This window comes from Paenibacillus terreus (assembly GCF_042138595.1).
Taxonomy (GTDB): Bacteria; Bacillota; Bacilli; order Paenibacillales; family Paenibacillaceae; genus Paenibacillus; species Paenibacillus terreus.
In genome coordinates this window covers 278,970-298,036 of the sequence record NZ_JBHIRX010000003.1, presented here as the reverse complement: position 1 = coordinate 298,036, position 19,067 = coordinate 278,970, and the positions used below count along the sequence as shown (strand labels likewise).

The following is a 19,067-nucleotide window of genomic DNA, read 5'->3' as shown; positions in this document are numbered from 1 at the left end:
AATAGCCTAGTCTTCGGGATTGATGGTATAATTGGAAGGACAGGGTAACCGGTGGGATAAGACACGGCGAAGCTAACCCGAGAGGGGGTGACGCCGTGTCACTTCTTGAAGTAGTGCAGCATTTCCTGGAAATCAGCGATAAGCTGGTGAGTATTGCCGTAGGCGTAATTGCCTTATGCAGTGCCTGGAAAGCCGCACGAGACAAGAAAAACCACCGGGAATAGGTTGGGATCCTAGAACGCCCGGTGGTTTTTCGTAATTAGTATGAAATACTCGCCGTGGTCACCCGCCGGCCTTTGTCGTAGCCGCGATGTTACAGCATCGCGGTTACTTTTATTTTACCCTGCAAAATCTATCTTCATGATACCATATTTAGTACTACTCCCACAAGGCAGCACATTTATTGTATAGCGGATAACCGGAGACCCTGGTTATCCGCTTGCTGCTATCACACAGGATATAGAGAGATTCCATAACTATGTTGTTATTGCAGTAACAGACTTACAAGAAACGGGGCGCTTGCCAATGTGAACACCGCAGCAAGCACCATGGAAATGCTCGAAATCGTGCCGGTCAGCGAGCTCAGTTCGAACGCCTTGGAGGTGCCAGTGCCGTGAGCCGCCGTACCGAACAGAACGCCGCGCGCGATCTCATTCTCAAAGCGGAACAGGCGCAGCGTAAGCGGACCGACGACCAGTCCGCTCAGACCAGTCAGGATAACAAAGACGGCCGTAATCGTCGGATTGCCGCCGATGGTCTGTGATACGTTCATCGCAATCGGTGTAGTGATGGACCGTGGAATGATGCTGTTCATGAGCGACGCATCCAGATGCAGCCAGCGGGCCAGCAGCAGCGAGGACACAACGGCGATCAGGGAACCGCTCAGCACGCTCGCCACAATTTCGCCGGAATGCTTCTTCAGCACAGGAAAATAGCGGTGCAGCGGGATGGCAAAAGCAATCGTGGCTGGCTGCAGCAGCAGGGAAAGCCAATGTCCGCCCTCATTGTACGTGCTGTAAGATACGCCTGAAAGCATGAGAATGAGAATAATAACGACAGGCGTGATCAGGAGCGGGGACAGATACACTTTGGGCAGCTTCCGGTACATTTTTTTGGCCAGCACATAGATAGCGATGGTCAGGATAAGACAGAGAAGTCCGGTCATGAAGCTTTTCGCTCCTTTCCTTTGGCAATGATCGTGGCAACAAGGCCGGTAACGGCCATGACGATAAACGTTCCTAACAGCACAATGAGTAGAATGCTCATGCCGTTATGCTCAAGCATAGGGCCGTAGTCCATAACCCCCACCGCCGATGGAATGAAGAACAGCAGCAGTTCGGCCAGCAGCCAGTTGGCTCCGGCTTCGATCCAGCTTAAGCGGACCACGCCGGTCTGCAGCAGAATGAACAGGATCACCATGCCGATGATGCTGCCCGGCACAGGCCAATGCAGCCAGTTTACCAGTGCGTTGAGCGCGGCTGAGAAGGCGAGCAGCAGAGCTATTTGAATCACGCTGCGCAACACAGTTTTCATAAACCATCGCTCCTTGTTTGTAATAGAGGTAGTTCAAAAAGTCATCTTTTGATCACGAAGGAAATCAGGAAGCAGACTCGACATCGAATCTTGAATTCAGCCGGGACTAAGCGTATGCTTACGAAGCATGTTTCCTGCGGAAACATTTCAGGTGCTCACGTACCCCAAGTACGCTCCGCTCCTCAGTCCCTAGCTTCATCCAACTCCAGCGTTTTGAAAAAACGCACTTCGGAAGCATAGGCTTCGGTGCTGAAAACCTGACTTTTTGAACACGCATTTATAGTTTGTATGCTTTATGGATCAGAATTCCTTTGCGGGAATCGCTTCGTTTTCATACTGTATTGAAATTTTACAACACATGTTTTCATGGGTAAAATGCATATTAAGAATGTTTTGTATTCCATTTAGCTATGGAAAGGAGTACCCATGGATATCCGGCATTTACAGTATTTCCTGGAGGTGGCGCGGCAGCGGAGCTTCACGAAAGCGGCCCAGTCTCTGTTCATCACTCAGCCAACGATCAGCAAGACGATCAAGGGGCTTGAGGATGAGCTTGGCGTTGTGCTGCTGGACAGGATCGGAAAAAAAGTCGAGCTGACGGATGCAGGCCGCGTTATCGAAACGCAGGCGCAAGATATTGTGAAGGCGTTTCAGAATCTTTCCTCAGAACTGGGGGATTTGATGAATTTGCGGAAAGGTCATATCCGGATCGGTCTGCCGCCCATGGTCGGGTCCAGTTTTTTTCCCATGGTCATCGGTGAATTTCACAAAGAATATCCGGAAGTCACGCTGCAGCTTTTTGAGGACGGGGCCAAGAAGGTGGAAGTCGACGTAGCTTCGGGCGCTTTGGATATCGGGGTGGTCGTGCTGCCGACGGGATCGGATGTATTCGATTCTTTTTCATTTGTGAAGGAAAAGCTGAATCTGCTTGTGCACCCGGAGCATCCGCTGGCGGGCAGACCCAGGGTGGCCTTGAGTGAGCTTGCAGAGGATGCCTTTATACTTTTTCAGGAAAATTTTGCCCTGCATGATCGTATTATTGAGGAATGTGTGCGGGCAGGCTTTCAGCCGCGGGTGGTATACGAGAGCTCGCAGTGGGATTTAATATCGGAGATGGTGGCCGCCAAGCTCGGTATCGCGCTGCTGCCGGAAACGATCTGCCGCGACATGGACCCGAGAAGGGTTAAAGTCATCCCGCTTACAGATCCCGTGATTCCCTGGCATCTGGCGATGATCTGGCGCAAAGACCGCTACCTGTCGTTTGCGGCGCGCGAGTGGATTTCCTTTACCCAGTCCATGCTCCGGAAGAGCAGCCGGGAAAGCGGCGAATAATGGTGAGCAAGGGGAAGAACCACGAAAAAAACCGCTGTCTCCCGGACAGCGGCTTTCATTATTTTTAATTCAAGGGCGGGCGGAAGGCCGCAAGCTTGGCTCGGTTGTATATATCCAGAATCCGGTCCACCTTAAGCGACTTGTCCAACACACGCTCGTCTCTGAGTCCATGCTGATTTGCCATCTGATTCAGTTCCTGACGCTCTTTTTCCAACAATTGTTCAAGTTTTTTGAGGTTCACAAGGGCACCTCCTCATAAGATGTCATGCTTTTACACTGCTGTTGATAAAAACATGTACATTATGCTTATCGGCATTTTATCATCAATTTATAATATTTTACCATAACTTATATCATTTATTTTAATTTCTTTTTAATAGAGAACCTATTATCACGCTCGCGAAGGCTGGCGTTCTGATCAGATCACCAACCCCGCTCTTGCGTTCATTCGGGGAGATCAGGCAGCTGCCGGATGTAGCTGTCCGACAGCTGCAGCAGCTTTAATGCGCGCTGATACTCGCTCTGGCTTAGCGCTCCCTGCTCCTGTGCTTCCCCGCCGCGCAGACTGTAAAAACGCCCGTCCTCATAGCCCGCTCCCGGAATAAACAGGGTGTGGTCATTCAATACGGTGCCTGAGGGCAGATAATAGCGCTGCGGCAGGAGGTTTGGTGCAGACGCGAGCAGGTCCTGGCCGAAATGCGGCTGCCCTTGCAGGGAAATGCCAAGCAGGTGGGCTGCAGTCGGCAGAATGTCAACCTGTCCGCCTGCGCGGGTAAGCTGCCGGTGCTGCAGAATACCGGGAGCGGCTATAATAAGCGGGACATTGATCATATCCGCGCTCCGGTATTCGCGGCCGTATATTTCATTCATGAGCGCCTGATCGCTACTGTCCAGCGAGTATACGGGCAGCCCCTGATGATCGCCATAAATAAAGATGATGCTGTTATCCCATACGCCGTTTTTCTTCAAGTCCTCAATAAACAGACCCAGGGCATAGTCGGCATAACTCTGGGCGCGGAGATAGTCTCCTGCCAGAGTGCCCTCGAAACGGGCGGGCAGCTTTATTTTATATTTGGACTCAGGGATGTCAAACGGGTGATGGGCTGACATGGTAATAATATGTGCATAAAATGGTTTATCCCCCCGGTCCAGCTTCGCCAGCTCGCCCGCTGTGCGGGAGTACAGGACTTCATCGGAGGCGCCGAAGGCGACGGTGTCTTCCGTGCCAAAAAACGACCTGTCATAATAACGTTCGAATCCCAGCGCCCGGTACAGCTCCTCCCTGTTCCAGAACGACACTTCATTGGTATGGAACGTGACAGCTATATAGCCATGTTCGCCCAGCAGCCGGGGCAGGCTTGGCAGCTCCTTGCCGCTGTAAACTCCAGATGCCGCTCCCCTTGGCGGAATGTACATTGAGGTATTCGTTACAAACTCGGCGTCCGACGTATTTCCCTGGCCTACCTGCTGATAAAAAGAGGGGGAATACACCTGCTCCCGGGCCAGTTTGTTCATGTTGGGTGTCACCGGCTGTCCGTCTATGGACAATCCGATCAGAAAGTTTTGGAACGATTCCATTTGAATCAGAATGACGTTCTTTCCTTTCGCCGCCTTCCAGTATGGAGAATTCCAAACTTCTGCGCTGATTCCCTTGAGCCTGTTGATATCCGCCTGCGTCACTTGCATTGCCGGGACCTGAACAGGCCCGTTGTTCATAATCACCGTAAAAGCTTCATAATTAAGAATCCCCATTTTCTCCGCTTGTTTGATTTCATTCATGCTTGCGCTGTTGGGCCATACATTCAGAAGACATACGGCGAGGGAAAGCATGAACAGCACAGGAATGCTCTTTCTGCGGAGCCTTTTGGCGCTGAGCAGGAAATAAAAGTGCCGGCGGCGGGTGAGCAGAAATCCAAGCATGGCAATGTCGGTAAAAATCAGCAGATAATACGGGTCGAGCAGGGAAAACATGCTGCTTTTAACGGAAGCAGCCAGATTCATCTGAGACAGCGCATGATATGTAACGATAACACCGTAATATTTGAAGTACATGATAGCTGCGAAAAAGATGCCGGTAAGCAGCAGGTTGACGGACATGTAATACCAAAGTCTTCTCTTGGCTGCGAACCATTCAATGAAGGAGAAAATCAGCCATATAAAAGGCAGCTCCGTCAGCATGGGCCGCCAGAGTGAAATTTCGCCGAAGATCGAATTCCAGGCCAGGCTGCTTTTGAATATCATCAGGATTGTAAACAGGATGAACGGGCTTTGCAAAAGCCGGACCAACCGCACGGACAGCAAAGCTGGAGCCTCCTCTCGGCAAATGATACTTATGGAGAACTACGTTAAACAATCATGGAGCAGTTTGCAAAAGCAGGACGGGAACAGCTGCTCACCGTCGCCGCCCTTGTTACTTCTATAATGTGGTGAATGTCTTACTTATTTACCCGTTTTTTTGAAAATTCATCACCTTGGCGTCCATCTGAAACCGGCTGGTTCATTCGGATCACTTACGTTTTCCCCCGAGGCATGGTAAAGTGAAAGGATAAAGATCGGAACGGGTGATCCCATGAAACCGAGAGCAACAGTTCATATTTCAGTTAGGCCGCTGGTTGAGTATGTATATCGGAGCGGCAGCATTATACCCGGGTTTCGCTCCGCTGGCAGCATGCAGGAAGGGACAAGGGTGCATCAAAGCATTCAGGCGCAATATAAAGAGACGGACAGAAAGGAAGTGCTGCTGAAATCGGAGCTCGTTCACGAGGATATTCTCTTCCTGGTGGAAGGACGCTGCGACGGCCTCATCGAGCTGGATGGCGTCCTGACGGTTGATGAAATCAAGTCCTTCACAGGAGCGGCCCGAGAGCTGGAAGGAGACGGGCTGCCTGTGCACTGGGCTCAGGCTATGCTGTACGCTTATATTATTGCAAAGGACGAAGGTGTACCTTCCATGCAGGTCCAGTTAACCTACGTCCAGCAGGAGAATGGAGAGACGAGGCGCTTCCGGCGGCAGCTTTCGCTACCCGAGCTGGAGGATTTCGTACGCTCTCTGCTCGCGGCCTACGCGCCTTATGCGCGCCTCCTGGCGGATCACAGGGAGCGCAGGGATGATAGCATCCGTACGCTGGAATTCCCATTTGAGCAGTACAGGGCAGGACAGCGCAAGCTGGCAGGTGCGGTGTATAAAACGATCGCCGAAGGCGTGAATCTGTTTGCGAAGGCGCCAACCGGCATCGGCAAGACGATATCCACCCTCTATCCGGCATTGAAGTCGGTGACGGAGGAAGGGATACAGCGGATTTTTTACCTGACCGCACGTACCACCACCCGCGCCGGGGCAGAGGAAGCCTTTGCCCGGATGCAGCGTCATGGCCTGCATATTCATGTCATTACTTTGACAGCCAAGGATAAAATTTGCTTCAAGGACGAGAATCAATGCGATGCCGGGGAATGCGCGATGTGCGATGGATATTATGACAGGATCAACGGTGCGGTATTGGACATTCTGGGCAATGAGACGATCATGACCCGTCCGGTTATAGAGTCCTACGCCCGCAAGCACAGAGTATGCCCCTTCGAATTCTCTCTGGACGTGGCATATGCCTCAGATGCTGTGATTTGTGATTACAACTATGTGTTCGATCCGCGAATCTCCCTGAAACGTCAGCTGGAGGAGCACAAGCGGAAGAGCGTGCTTCTGGTGGACGAGGCGCATAATCTGGTGGAGCGCGGCCGTGACATGTATTCGGCGGAGATCGGCAAAGACGCTTTCCTTGAGCTGAAGCGAGCATTCAAGACGGTGAATCCGGGGGTTGCCGCCGCAGCCGGTACAGTAAACACTTATTTCATTAATTTGCGCAAAGCTTTGAAGGAAGCCGGTTATGAGGTCTCCGAGGAGCAGCCTCATGAGCTTATCGAGGTGCTTGCCTCCTTCGCGGGGGCGGCTGAGCGGGAGCTGCTTGAGCCCGCAGGAGGGGATGCCGAAGCGCAGGCATTGCTGCTGGACACTTACTTTGCCGTGCAGAATATGATTCGGGTCTCGGGTTTGTATGATGAACGTTATGTCACCTATTCGGCGGACACGCGCGAGGACCTGACCACACGGCTGTTCTGTCTGGACCCTTCCGCTCTGATTGCTTCCGCGGTTAAAGGTTACAGATCTGCCGTCTACTTCTCGGCCACGCTGACGCCGCTCTCTTATTACCGGGACATGCTGGGCGCGGGAGAAGACGACTATACACTGCATATTCCTTCCCCGTTTTATCCAGAGCAATGGGATGTCCGCCTCCTGCCGCTTTCGATACGCTATCGGGACCGCGAGCGTTCAAGGGGACCGATTGCCGACATGCTGGAGACGCTCGCGGTGGAGAAGAAAGGCAATCTGCTCGTCTTTTTCCCGTCCTATCCTTATTTAAGAGAAGTGGCCGAAGAGTTTATGAGCCGGGATACGGACACAGAGATTCTGGTGCAGAGTCCGGGGATGCGTGAAGAGGAGCGCGATGCTTTTCTGGCTGCGTTTCAGCCTGGCCCGGAGAGGACGCGGATGGGTTTTGCGGTACTGGGAGGAGTGTTCGCTGAAGGTGTCGACCTGCCCGGAGATCGGCTGAACGGTGTAGTTATCGTTGGAGTAGGGCTGCCGCAGATCGGCGCTGAGCGCGATATTCTCCGCAGTTATTTCGAGCGTGCAGATAAGAACGGATTTAATTATGCCTATGTTTATCCCGGTATGAACAAAGTGCTGCAGGCGGGAGGCCGGCTGATTCGGACGGAAGCGGATGAAGGGGTGCTCGTGCTGGTGGATGACCGGTTTGTGAAGGAGCCTTATGCTTCGCTTCTGCCGGAGGAGTGGAGACATTATCGATTTTTGGGCAAAGGAGCGGGAAGGATACAGGATGAATTTTAATTTTCATAACGACTCTATTCGCGGGATTCTCCGCAACCTTGGACATGAAGAAGCGGATATATCGGATATTGAAACTTTCCTGGCATTTGCCAGACTGGCGAACGGGATTTTCCGCGAAATGAACAGTGATCTGGCCAAGCGTGGAGCCTCTCAGGGCAGGGTTATCGTACTTAGCCTGTTGTCCCGGAATGCTCCCCATGATATGACTCCTTCGGAGCTGGCGCAGCTGGCCGATGTAACACGCGGAACGATGACAGGGTTAATCGACGGGCTGGAACGGGACGGGATGATTGAACGGGTGGCGCACAAGGGCGATCGGAGAATGGTGACGGTACGGTTGAAGGAAGACGGGCAGGCTTTTCTGGATGATATTCTTCCCTACTATAAGAATCTGTTTAAGGAGCTGCTGTCTGATTTTACGGAGGAGGATCATGAGATGATGAGGCAGCTTCTCGCGAAAATGAAAACCAGCTTCGACCGGATATGGCAGGTTCCCGAGTGCAGAGGGCTGGTCAAGGAGGAGCCGCCTGAGAAATAGCCTGCTGCTTCATTATTAGGTGTACGGAGAATTTACTGGAGCTCTCGGAGGGGAATCGGTTTTTGAAAAATATCTGTGTATTTTTTACGGTTATTGTATTTGTCCTTCTCTTTCTTATTGTTATTCCATCGAATGTATTTAATCTTCATCGTTACTTTCCGATTTGGCTTATAAACCATTTTATAGGTATTTTAGGTGGAATAGCTTGTGTTATCCTCGCTTTCCTTCGAATTGAAAAGGAGGAATACAAAAAGCTAAATCTGTCAACAGGGGTAAAGATCTGTTTTGTATTAACCGGTGTTTTCATCTTCTTTTTTTGCTCGTACAAATCGTACGTAGGAGTGAAGGATTTAGGCCCTTATTTCACAAAGGACTATCAAATCGTCCACGGGACGGCTAACGATATTTCTAGCAGAAGTCGAGGCTTACATGATCAAGAAATTGAAATCAATGATAAGGATTTTACGAGCTATCGATATATATCTCCCTCGTACACGGGCAAGTTAATTGAAATTACATATTTACCCCACTCAAGGTATGTCCTGAAGGTCAGAGTGATGGAATAGACAGGAAATATGGGAGAACCCAACCAAAACCTTAGCTTGCCTAGGGCTTGGTTGGGTCCTTAGTAGCCACGACAGTAACAAATAAGGCTTTAAACACGGATGCGGGGATTGCTTCTGTTCAGGATTCTTTCGGGCGGTTCTTCCTGCTCTGAAGCCTGCTTTGTCCGGCCTTTCGGTCCCGGAGGAAGCAGTTGGATTACACGGCCTGCCGGTATCGGCTCAAGCGATGTCTGCGGCACGTTCCAAGCGGCCGCGTTCTCCGCTGCGGCGCGTTGCTGCATAAGGCGCTTGGCAACCTCATAACACTCGTCAACATGCCGGTTGCCAATCACACGCATAGCTGTGAAACTGAGCGTGGCGGCCAGCCCCTGACCCAGGATGGGCACGAACTTGGCGGCATGCTTGGTGGCGAAGCGCAGGCCAAGCTTTTGAAGCAGATGTAAAATGATTTCTTTTGTTACGACACGACCGATCAGACTGCTCCCTACAGAGGTGATCAATCCGTATACCATGGACTTGGTTTCCGCATCCAGGCCGGACAGGTCCTTTTCGGACAGACCGAATTTGGCGTTAATGGCAGGCAGCAGCTGCATCAGAATGCCGACATCAGCGAAGACATCCGCGCCGGGCAGCGGAATGAGAGCCGTCCCGCCTGAAGCGACGGCCCGTTTCGTTACCATGGCTCTGCATTCCTGCCGGATGCGGTCCAGATCCTCAACCGTAAGCAGTGTCGTTGTCATTCTCATTCTCATTCTCCTTTCATGGCCCTGAAGCTCTTTTTATTAAGGTAACTTGCGGCCCTGATCCTTTCGGATTTCTGCAAAAGCTTAGGTTTCTAGCAGACAGTGTGTCCGCCGGAAATCTAACGGGTGTAGAAGCTGCTATTTCGCGAAAAAAGGGTCTTTTCAAATTCTAACGGTCGTGATTGACGTTATTTACCCTAATCAAGGCGGAAATGCCCCGGGCAAGCGAAATAGGCGACATGGCAAACGCTATAATTTGAAATCAACGTTTTTGGAACCAATAGCGGTTGTGGCAACCGTTAAAGGCAGCTGTTAGAACAGTTTGGTGGTCAGAAGTGCATCCTGTCAGATTTGCTGCAACGTTACTGAAGCGATAGATGGTAATACTAAATAAATATTTAAAAGAAGCTAAACCTATGTGCCGAAAAGTGATGGTTTATAAGAAAAACGTCTATCGACGTAGTTCTCGGAAGCCAGACCGCGTTTAGCGGTAGTGAGCATGGCTGCCAAACACGGAGGGCTGCGTTTTCCAGCAGGTTCGAGTTTACTGCAAACGGCAGATGCCTCATAATTGGTTCTGACTTGCATATTTGCGCGAAGGAAGGAAGAGAATTACATATGACACTGAAAAACGTATATTTCAACCATGACGGGGGCGTAGACGATCTCGTTTCGCTGTTTATGCTGCTGCAAATGGAGGATGTGCGCCTGACAGGTGTGTCCGTTATTCCGGCAGACGGTTATTTGGAGCCTGCCACGGACGCCAGCCGCAAAATAATCGACCGCTTTGGGGATGGAACCGTCGAAGTGGCCAAATCCAACTCCCGCGGTAAAAACCCTTTCCCGGCCGCCTGGCGCATTCATTCATTCTATGTTGACGCCCTGCCGATACTGAATGAGTCGGGCTGCATGGATGCACCGCTGTCTGCACTGCCTGCCCACCGTCACCTGATTGAAAAGGTCCGTGAGACGGAAGGCAAAACCGTGCTGCTTTTTACCGGTCCGTTAACCGACCTGGCCCGTGCTCTGGATGAGGCGCCTGATATCGAAGATAGAGTTGAGAAGCTCGTCTGGATGGGGGGAACTTTCGAAAGAGGCAACGTTGAGGAGCCCGAGCATGACGGTACGGCGGAATGGAACGCGTTCTGGGATCCGGAAGCTGCGCTGCGTGTATGGCAGAGCGGGCTCGAAATCGATCTGGTCGCGCTGGAGAGCACGAACAAGGTGCCGCTTACTCCGGCCGTGCGCAGACGCTGGGCGTCGGAACGCCGCTATGAAGGTGTTGATTTCCTTGGCAACTGCTATGCAGGGTGCCCGCCGCTTGTCTATAGCGAAACCAATTCCACCTATTATCTGTGGGATGTGCTGACGACGGCTTCTGTCGGCCGACCTGATTTGGTTCGTAAGAAAACGGTCAACTGCACGGTGATTCCCGATGGGCCAAGCCAGGGCAGAACAGTTGCTGTGGAAGGTGGACGTCCGGTTCAGCTGGTGTACGACACCGAGCCTGAGGCTTTCTTTGACTATATGACCGGCCTTGCGAAAAAAGCAGCTCCACAGCGCTATTAGTCGCGTGCCCTAGGCTGATTGGAAACAACAGGGAGTTACTTCTTTTGCCCCTTGTTGAATGTGAAAAGTAGGACCCATTTCATCATTTTTCGACATATTGTTCGTCTTTCACGCAGAAAAGTTACATTTGTCGTGCCGCGGGTTGCCATTTCACGAAAGTTTATGTATAATTCAAGTTGCTGGTGTTGAAAATGTACGGTAGTCCTTGATGAGGGTGGGTTCATGAAGCTGCTGGACAGTAATGAGAGTAAGAAACGTTTATACCGGATTTACAATGATATTTCGAAGGATTTGTTCGGATTCGGCACCACGCTGTTGCGGGCAACCGTTGACGACAATCTGATTACCCTCGTTGCGAAGCATCGGCGTTCTCCGCGGTCTGAAGCCCTGGAAGGGGAAGCCCCCGGCTTGAAGCTGGAAGTGGATTTCCGTATGTCCTTGCTCTATAAGAAGAGGCTGCGCGAGAAGCTGGAAGAAGAATTAGGGCTTGATATTGAGGTCCTGCTCCGTGATTATGATACCGGTACACAATGGGCTGTTACCAATATCATGCTCAAGTCATCCTGAATAACTGCATAGTCGGCTTGTCGCCTCGGATCTATCTGAGGGGAGAACCTGTTTAACTTTAGCGGGTAGCGCTTATCTTTGTTTACGAAGAAAAGTGTTCTTGGTCATTCAAGAATGCTTTTCTTTTTTCTATCTATAAGCAGTTATTACAATTGGGGGGAAACAAGGTATGAAAAAATGGTTTGGCGGTCTCATCACCGTAACACTTGCATCTGCATTGCTGGCAGGCTGCGGGAGCAGCGCCAGCACCAGCGGGAATGCTGAAGAAGGCGGCTCCGCACAAGGCGGGAAGCAAAAGCTGGTCATCTCCACCTGGGGTTTTTCCGAGGATTTCTTCAAATCTGAAGTATATGCGCCGTTTGAGAAAGAGCATAATGTCGAGATTGTCGTGGATAGCGGCAATAACGCCGAGCGTCTGAACAAAATCCGTCAGGGCAGCTCCGATGTTGACGTGGTATTCCTGTCTGACTATTATGCGCAGCAAGGAATTCAGGAAGGACTGTTCGACAAGATTGACCGTTCGAAAATCCCGAATATCGATAAAATTTATGATATTGCAAAAGCGCCGCTTGGTGAGGAATACGGCCCGGCTTACACCGTTGGACGTCTCGGCATTGCGTACAACCCGAGTATGGTTTCCGGCGACGTGACTTCATGGGCGGATCTGTGGGGGCCCAAGTTTGCCAATAACCTGACCCTGCCTAACATTACGTCAACTACAGGCCCGATGGCTGTAGACATGGCCTCCAAGGTAGCCGGCAACAAGGAGTTTAATGAGGATGCCGCTTTCGCAAAGCTGGCGGAAGCGAGCCCGAATATCGTCAAATTCTACGGCCAGACCTCCGAGTTCGTCAACATGTTCAGCCAGGAGGAAATTGCCGGCGGACCTATTATGGAAATGTACTTTAAAGATCTTAAGGCAGCTGTTCCTGACGCTAAATTTGTGGCCCCTTCCGAGGGAGCTTATGCGGTCATGAATACCGTGAACATTGTAAAAGGAAGCGATCAGAAGGAGCTGTCCGAGGAGTTCATTAACTGGATTCTGAGCAAGGAAGTACAAGAGGCATCCGCCAAGGCGAAGGTGGACTCGCCGGTAAATACGGAGGTTGTGCTGAGCGGGGCTGACACGGAGGGCATTACTTACGGTGCCGACGTTGTTGAAAAGCTTGTCAAGCTGGACATGTCTTTCGTTAATGAAAATATCAAAGCATGGACAGACCGCTGGAATAGGGAAGTTGCTCAATAATGAAAAAAGTGATCCTGGATGTAGACACGGGTATTGATGATGCATTAGGCATAGTGCTCGCAGTTAAAAGCGGGCGTCTGGATATTCAGGCTATTACAACGGTGTGCGGCAACGTATCGCTGGAGCAGGCAACCTTGAATACATGCAAGATCATGGATCTGCTCAATCGTCCGGATATTCCGGTATATCAGGGCGCGGATGCGCCCTTGGTCCGGAACCATTACGACGAGAAGAGAGTTCATGGTGAGGACGGTATGGGCGGGGCATTGAAAAATCAGGCCCCGCGTATCGCACCCTCCGCCGGATTTGCACCTGACATCATGATTAACCTTGCAAAATGTCATCCGGGCGAACTTACACTGATCTGTACCGGCCCATTGACCAATCTGGCGCACGCTTTGTTGAAGTGTCCCGAGCTTCCCCGCTTTGTCAAAGAAGTTATTTTTATGGGCGGAGTGATTCACGGCCCCGGGAATGTGACACCTGTAGCCGAGTACAATATGTATGCTGATCCGGAAGCAGCCCGCATCGTGTTTCATGCCGGTTTTGGCAGACTGGTTCAGGTTGGGCTGGACGTCACACGCAAGGCGCTGCTTACGGCCGAGCATGTGGCGAAGCTGGCTGATCCGCAGCTGCAGACTTTTGTTGCGGAAAGCACCGCTGATTATACGAAAAGGTACGAAGCACGTTACGGCGTCCGGGCGTGTGCGCTGCATGATCCGCTCGCTGTTGGCGTTGCGATCGATTCCGGTCTTGTGCAGACTTCTTCCCTGTATGTGGACATCGAAACCTCAAGCCGTCTATGCGACGGGCAGACGGTAGGCGATGTCCAGAACAGGCTGGGACATGCACCAAACATGGCGGTGTGCGAAGAAGTGGACAGCACGGCATTTCTTGATCTGTTCGTCAGGGAGGTCGGCAAGACTGCGATGTCCCCTGCCGGGTCAGGGGGAGCATAAACCAATTTTGGGTTAAGAGAATTGACCCGCTGCAAGGAGTTGCACATGAAGAGAACATACCTGTATTGGCTGCTGCTGCCGGGTCTGCTCTTCCTGACGGTGTTTATGGTCATTCCAATCGTGCTGACGATTGGATCGACCTTTGTTCAGGAAGGCTCCTTCACGCTGGAAGGCTATCTGCATTTTTTTAAAGACCCTTATTTCCTGAAAATACTTCTGACAACACTGCAGGTTAGCGTTGTAACTACGCTGCTATGTGTGCTGCTCGGTTTCCCGACAGCCTATTATATTTCGCAAAAGGCGCCGCGGAAGAAAGGCATTTTGCTTGCGCTGGCCATCTTTCCGCTGCTGACGAGCCCGGTGGTGCGTTCCTTCAGCTGGATGGTCATCCTCGGGCGCAAGGGCCTGGTGAACGAGACCCTTACGGGACTTGGAATCGTGGACAAGCCACTTGAAATTCTGTATACACCTGTCGCCATGATTATCGGTCTCGTGCATCTTTTCCTGCCGCTGATGATCATATCGCTGGTCGGCGTGCTGGAGAACATTGACAATGATCTGGTCAAGGCCGCCCAGAGTCTGGGGGCATCGCGCTTTGGCGCCTTCCGCAGAATCGTATTTCCGCTTGCGGTACCAGGGCTGATTATCGGCTGTGTGCTGGTGTTCGTAGGAAGCCTGACTGCGTATACGACGCCTGCGCTGCTTGGAGGCAAGCAGCGGGTCATTGCAACCTTCCTGTACCAGAACGCCATGACGCTGAACGACTGGTTCCTTGCATCGGTTATCGCAACAATTATGATCGTCATTACATTTATTGTCGTTGGTCTGTTGAACAAAACAGCGGTCAAACTCAATCCGAAGGGGTAGGTGGATATGCGGGAGAAACATTTCGGGCTGGGCTTGTTCAGTCTGCTGGTCTTCATCTTTTTGCTGGGCCCGCTTCTGATCATTTCCGCCACTTCATTTGAACCCGGGACCGTGCTGAAATTTCCGCCGGAAAACCTTTCGCTGCGCTGGTACCGGAATATTTTCGAGGTTGACATGTTCATGTCCTCATTCTGGACTTCCATGATCATCTCTCTGGCAGGCAATATTTTGGCTTTGCTGCTCGGTGTGCCGGCTGCTTATGCGCTAAGCCGTTTTTCTTTCCGGGGTAAAGGTCTGCTGAACGCGGTATTTCTGTCCCCGGTGCTGATTCCCGGTATTGTGCTCGGCTTTACATTGCTGCGGTATCTGATCGTTGTTTACCATCTCCCCGTCATGGCGGGGCTGCTGATCGGGCACACCGTTATTATGCTGCCGTTTGTAATCCGTGTCATTGCATCGAGTTTATCGAACTTTGATTTCGCTGTCGAAGAAGCGGCGCTGAGTCTTGGCGCAGGCAGATTGCAGACCTTCTTTCAGGTGGTGCTGCCGAATATCCGTTCAGGCATTATTGCTGCGGTTTTGATTGCCTTTCTGGAATCTTTCAATAACGTCGACATCTCGGTATTTATGACAGGTCCTGGCTTCAGCACGCTTCCGATCCAGATGCTGACCTATGTGGAGAACTATTTTGATCCGACGATTGCCGCCATCTCGGTGCTGCTGATGATTTTGACCGGGGTGCTGATGTTCTTGCTTGAGCGGCTCATGGGCTTGTCTTATTTCACTAAAAGATAATGGGGGCTTCAGGTTATGGCACTGCTGACATTGGACCGCGTATCCGTGGCCTACAACAATACGTATATATTGAAGGATTTTGACCTGCAGCTTGAAAAGGGACAGCTGCTGTCGCTGCTCGGCCCAAGCGGCTGCGGCAAAACGACGACACTCCGCCTGATTGCCGGCTTTCTTGAAGCAAAGGAGGGCAAGTTCCTGTTCGGTGGAAAGGACTATACCCGTGTTCCGGTCAACAAACGCAACTTTGGCTTCGTGTTTCAAAGCTATGCCCTGTTTCCGCATCTGTCCGTTTATGACAATGTGGCGTTCGGGCTGCGGCTGCGCAAGGTGAAGGAGGATGATGTCAAGCGGCGGGTCATGAGCATGCTGGACACCGTCAGCCTTGGCGGGTTTGAGAAGCGCTTCCCCGGAGAATTGTCGGGAGGGCAGCGGCAGCGGGTCGCCATTGCGCGGGCGCTTGTCATTGAGCCGGATTTGCTGCTGTTTGACGAGCCGCTCAGCAATCTGGACGCCAATCTGCGGGTGAACATGCGTGTGGAAATCCGCCGCATTCAGCAGGAGCTGGGCATTACAACAGTTTACGTGTCCCATGACCAGGAGGAGTGTTTTTCGATTTCTGATCAGGTGGCCATTATGAACAAGGGAACGATTGAACAGCTCGATGCTCCTTCTGCCATTTTCAAGTATCCGTCAACGGAGTATGTGGCCCGGTTTATAGGCTTCAACAACTTCCTTCAATTCGACGAGAGAATGGTGGAGGATGAAGAACATCTTACCCTGACTTCAGGGGGGAGGCCTTTCCTGCTGTCCCGCAATCCGGGAACTGCCCAGCCGGGCGCGCGGACAGGCGCGATCCGTCCCGACGATATCATCATCCGGGAGAACACGGGAGAGACATTGCCCAATGAAATTCCAGGTATCATTAAAGTGAGCACCTATCTCGGAAGAAGCTATCAATACGTTGTTGAGACCGAGCAGGGTCTCTTCACCGCCAATCAGGAAACGGCTGTGCCTTACCCGGCTGGTCAACGGGTCATTCTGCATTTTCCTCAAGACAAAATGGTGCTCGTTGATTAATGAGCGATTGTGACGGTCCGGCGTTTGCGCCTCCGGTTTCAGCCGAAGGTACGCAGCAGCAAGAACGGCGAACTGAGAAGGAGATACCTTATGCGTGCAGATAAGCTGATTTTACAAGTGCAAGTCTATAATAGCTTTTACAAACGGTTTGAAACAGGGAACGTGGCGGTGCTGAACGGACAATTTATGTACATTGGCAGCCGCGGACTGGATACGTTTCATGCCGATGAAATTGTCGAGGGTGACGGCAGATATATGATTCCCGGCCTGATAGACATTCATCTTCATATTGAGAGCTCGATGGTCACACCGGCCGCCTTCTCGGACGGATTGATCCGCAACGGTGTGACGACCATCGTGCCCGAGCCCCATGAAATGGCCAATGTGTTCGGCCTTGAAGGGATTCAAGAGATGATGGAGGCGAGCCGGGAATGTGTGGCGGATATGTTTTATGCCATTCCCAGCTCCGTACCGGCGACACCGATGGAAACGTCCGGCGGGGAGATCGATATTCCGGAGATAGATCAGCTCCTCCAGACCGGAGAGATGATCTGTCTTGGTGAAATTATGAACTATGTGGACGTGATCCGTGATCCGGACAGCAAAACGAACCGGATTCTGAATCATGTCCGCGAGCATTACCCGGATCTGATCATTGAAGGTCATACACCAAAGCTGCTTGACCTGGATCTGCATCGCCTGATTTATGCCGGCATCGGCTCCGATCACACCCATCAGAGCATCGAAGGCATGACGGCCCGGATCGCCGCAGGCATGTTTATTGAAATTCAGGAAAAATCGATGACCCCCGAGGTTATGGAATATTTGATTCGTGAAGATGTCGCCCAGCATTTCTGTTTTGTGACTGATGATGTGATGCCGGATTCCTTTGTGGAGCGGGGACATCTCAATCATATCGTGCGCAAGGCGGTGGAGATGGGCATGAAGCCTGAGCATGCCATCTATGCGGCGACCTTTACACCTGCTGCGCGGATGCGCATGAATGACCGCGGGACCATCTCTCCGGGCAAAATTGCCGACTTCGTGCTGCTGTCCGATTTGCAGAGCTTTGAACCGGATCAGGTGTACAAGAACGGGGTCAAGGTGTTTGACCGGTACGAGGAACATACAAGCAAGCTGACGTCCGGTCATTTTCCGGAGCATTTTTACCACAGTGTACAGCTCCCGCTGCTGGACGAAACGGACTTTATAGTCCGTATTGACGAAAAAGACGGGGTACATGATTGCCGCGTGATGATCGTCAAGGATGGCTCCACGTTCACGGAGGAACATATTGCCCCAGCTATGCTGCGTGACGGGCTGCTGCAGTGGGAAGAAGGGGAATACGGTCTGATTGCTACATTTGAACGGTATGGCAAAAACGGCAACCGTGCGTACGGCTTGATCGGCGGCGACACCATCAAACGCGGCGCAGTAGCTACAACGTATTCGCACGATAATCATAACCTGCTGGTTGTAGGACATAATCCACAGGACATGGCGCTGGCGGCCAACACGGTTATTGCAGGGCAGGGCGGCTTCTGCGTTGTGCATGACGGCAAGATTTTGGCGCATCTGCCCCTGCCTGTCGGTGGCATTCTGACGGAAGATCCCCTGGACATCGTGGCTGTCAAGGTTAAAGAGCTTCGTTCGGCCATGCTGTCCCTGGGTTATCGCCATTACAACCCTATAATGTCGCTGAGCACGCACTCTCTGCCTGTGAGCCCTGCCTTCAAAATTACGGATCATGGTCTGATTGATGTGAATGGGGGCCGGGTTGTGCCGCTGCTGGTTGAAAAATGACATGAACCGGAAAAATGGATCCGATAAAACGGGAAAAGCAGCTTTATCCTCACCTGAGGATAAGCTGCTTTTGTTCTTTTACGTCTATTGACCTGCTTTGGTTCTTTCCCCCAGCTTCATAATCAACTCAATGTCTTGATCGGTTAATCGATCAAGGAAATGTTTGCGAATAGCCTGGGAGACGATGGGGCGGGCCTCATCCAATGCCAGTTTTCCAGTAGAGGTGATGATGACTTGAACACCACGATCCGTGTCTAATGGTTTCCTCATCACAAGTTTGCGTTTTTCCATCCGTGTCAGATGGTGTGACAATCGGCTCTTATCCCAGCCCATCGAGTCGGCCAATTCCTGCTGGCGAAGGCTGCCGTCCCCCAAAAGGTCCAATCGATCCAATACCCCATAATCACCCTCTGATAGTCCTGTGTGCTCGGACATCTCTTTGATTACGCGACCGAAGATGCTCTGAAAAGAGCCTTTCCACGTATGCCATATTCGCATTTCTTCTGCGTTCAATTCGTTTTTATTCATAGCAACATCATAACATGGTTGACGCATCAACTTCAATATGT

General features: G+C 51.6%; 18 protein-coding genes. 12 read left to right on the top strand and 6 right to left on the bottom strand.

Translation table 11 applies throughout. The features are described from left to right. The first annotated feature begins 95 nt into the window (after window positions 1-95). A complete protein-coding gene (locus ACE5KN_RS08305; protein ID WP_375525766.1) occupies window positions 96-224 on the top strand; it encodes a hypothetical protein in 129 nt (42 codons plus the stop codon). Window positions 225-484: 260 nt separating this feature from the next. Here ACE5KN_RS08305 and ACE5KN_RS08300 read toward each other — a convergent pair whose 3' ends face one another. Next, window positions 485-1,165 (bottom strand): CidB/LrgB family autolysis modulator, encoded by a 681-nt coding sequence (locus tag ACE5KN_RS08300; RefSeq protein ID WP_375525767.1) that lies wholly within the window; start codon window positions 1,163-1,165, stop codon window positions 485-487. Further along, on the bottom strand, window positions 1,162-1,533 hold the full coding sequence (locus tag ACE5KN_RS08295) for a CidA/LrgA family protein (protein WP_375525768.1): 372 nt from the start codon (window positions 1,531-1,533) through the stop codon (window positions 1,162-1,164). The genes ACE5KN_RS08300 and ACE5KN_RS08295 overlap by 4 nt, the downstream gene beginning before the upstream one ends. A 426-nt stretch (window positions 1,534-1,959) precedes the next feature. Between ACE5KN_RS08295 and cidR the strand changes: the two genes are divergently transcribed. Beyond that, complete coding sequence (gene cidR, locus ACE5KN_RS08290; protein ID WP_375525769.1) at window positions 1,960-2,865, top strand: cidABC operon transcriptional activator CidR; 906 nt, start codon at window positions 1,960-1,962, stop codon at window positions 2,863-2,865. Between the two features lie 64 nt (window positions 2,866-2,929). On the opposite strand, the gene ACE5KN_RS08285 is transcribed toward cidR, so the two are convergent. Both ACE5KN_RS08285 and ACE5KN_RS08280 read right to left on the bottom strand, forming a co-directional pair. Then, window positions 2,930-3,106 carry a Spo0E family sporulation regulatory protein-aspartic acid phosphatase gene (locus ACE5KN_RS08285; RefSeq protein WP_375525770.1) on the bottom strand — a complete coding sequence of 59 codons (177 nt, stop codon included), beginning with the start codon at window positions 3,104-3,106 and terminating at the stop codon, window positions 2,930-2,932. 203 nt (window positions 3,107-3,309) lie between these two features. Beyond that, the gene (locus ACE5KN_RS08280; protein ID WP_375525771.1) at window positions 3,310-5,166 is read right to left on the bottom strand and encodes an LTA synthase family protein; all 1,857 of its coding nucleotides are present in this window, start codon (window positions 5,164-5,166) and stop codon (window positions 3,310-3,312) included. A 268-nt stretch (window positions 5,167-5,434) separates the two neighbouring features. Between ACE5KN_RS08280 and ACE5KN_RS08275 the strand changes: the two genes are divergently transcribed. Together ACE5KN_RS08275 and ACE5KN_RS08270 are read left to right on the top strand one after the other, a co-directional pair. Continuing rightward, window positions 5,435-7,768, top strand: coding sequence for a helicase C-terminal domain-containing protein (locus ACE5KN_RS08275; RefSeq protein ID WP_375525772.1), 2,334 nt, complete (start codon window positions 5,435-5,437; stop codon window positions 7,766-7,768). Further along, entirely contained in the window at window positions 7,758-8,306 is a 549-nt protein-coding gene (locus ACE5KN_RS08270; protein ID WP_375525773.1) for a MarR family winged helix-turn-helix transcriptional regulator, read from the top strand. Before ACE5KN_RS08275 ends, ACE5KN_RS08270 begins: the two co-directional genes overlap by 11 nt. A 655-nt stretch (window positions 8,307-8,961) precedes the next feature. Here the strand turns inward: ACE5KN_RS08270 and ACE5KN_RS08265 are convergent. Continuing rightward, complete coding sequence (locus ACE5KN_RS08265) at window positions 8,962-9,618, bottom strand: hypothetical protein (RefSeq protein ID WP_375525774.1); 657 nt, start codon at window positions 9,616-9,618, stop codon at window positions 8,962-8,964. A 615-nt stretch (window positions 9,619-10,233) separates the two neighbouring features. Here ACE5KN_RS08265 and ACE5KN_RS08260 point away from each other — a divergent pair. The 8 genes from ACE5KN_RS08260 to ACE5KN_RS08225 all read left to right on the top strand — a co-directional run bounded on the left by ACE5KN_RS08260 (window position 10,234) and on the right by ACE5KN_RS08225 (window position 18,498). Next, window positions 10,234-11,184: a nucleoside hydrolase gene (locus ACE5KN_RS08260; RefSeq protein WP_375525775.1), complete on the top strand. Its 951-nt coding sequence runs from the start codon at window positions 10,234-10,236 to the stop codon at window positions 11,182-11,184. Window positions 11,185-11,406: 222 nt separating this feature from the next. Next, window positions 11,407-11,751 carry a DUF2294 domain-containing protein gene (locus ACE5KN_RS08255; RefSeq protein ID WP_355324891.1) on the top strand — a complete coding sequence of 115 codons (345 nt, stop codon included), beginning with the start codon at window positions 11,407-11,409 and terminating at the stop codon, window positions 11,749-11,751. Between the two features lie 169 nt (window positions 11,752-11,920). Beyond that, window positions 11,921-12,997 carry an ABC transporter substrate-binding protein gene (locus ACE5KN_RS08250; RefSeq protein WP_375525776.1) on the top strand — a complete coding sequence of 359 codons (1,077 nt, stop codon included), beginning with the start codon at window positions 11,921-11,923 and terminating at the stop codon, window positions 12,995-12,997. Beyond that, window positions 12,997-13,956, top strand: a complete 960-nt coding sequence (locus ACE5KN_RS08245) for a nucleoside hydrolase (protein WP_375525777.1) — start codon at window positions 12,997-12,999, stop codon at window positions 13,954-13,956. Before ACE5KN_RS08250 ends, ACE5KN_RS08245 begins: the two co-directional genes overlap by 1 nt. 45 nt (window positions 13,957-14,001) lie before the next feature. Next, window positions 14,002-14,823, top strand: a complete 822-nt coding sequence (locus ACE5KN_RS08240) for an ABC transporter permease (protein WP_355324882.1) — start codon at window positions 14,002-14,004, stop codon at window positions 14,821-14,823. Window positions 14,824-14,829: 6 nt separating this feature from the next. Then, the gene (locus ACE5KN_RS08235) at window positions 14,830-15,618 is read left to right on the top strand and encodes an ABC transporter permease (protein WP_375525778.1); all 789 of its coding nucleotides are present in this window, start codon (window positions 14,830-14,832) and stop codon (window positions 15,616-15,618) included. 15 nt (window positions 15,619-15,633) lie between these two features. After that, window positions 15,634-16,695 (top strand): ABC transporter ATP-binding protein, encoded by a 1,062-nt coding sequence (locus ACE5KN_RS08230; RefSeq protein ID WP_375525779.1) that lies wholly within the window; start codon window positions 15,634-15,636, stop codon window positions 16,693-16,695. Window positions 16,696-16,785: 90 nt separating this feature from the next. After that, on the top strand, window positions 16,786-18,498 hold the full coding sequence (locus ACE5KN_RS08225) for an adenine deaminase C-terminal domain-containing protein (RefSeq protein WP_375525780.1): 1,713 nt from the start codon (window positions 16,786-16,788) through the stop codon (window positions 18,496-18,498). A gap of 84 nt (window positions 18,499-18,582) precedes the next feature. Here ACE5KN_RS08225 and ACE5KN_RS08220 read toward each other — a convergent pair whose 3' ends face one another. Further along, entirely contained in the window at window positions 18,583-19,026 is a 444-nt protein-coding gene (locus tag ACE5KN_RS08220; RefSeq protein WP_375525781.1) for a MarR family winged helix-turn-helix transcriptional regulator, read from the bottom strand. Between the last annotated feature and the right edge of the window lie 41 nt (window positions 19,027-19,067).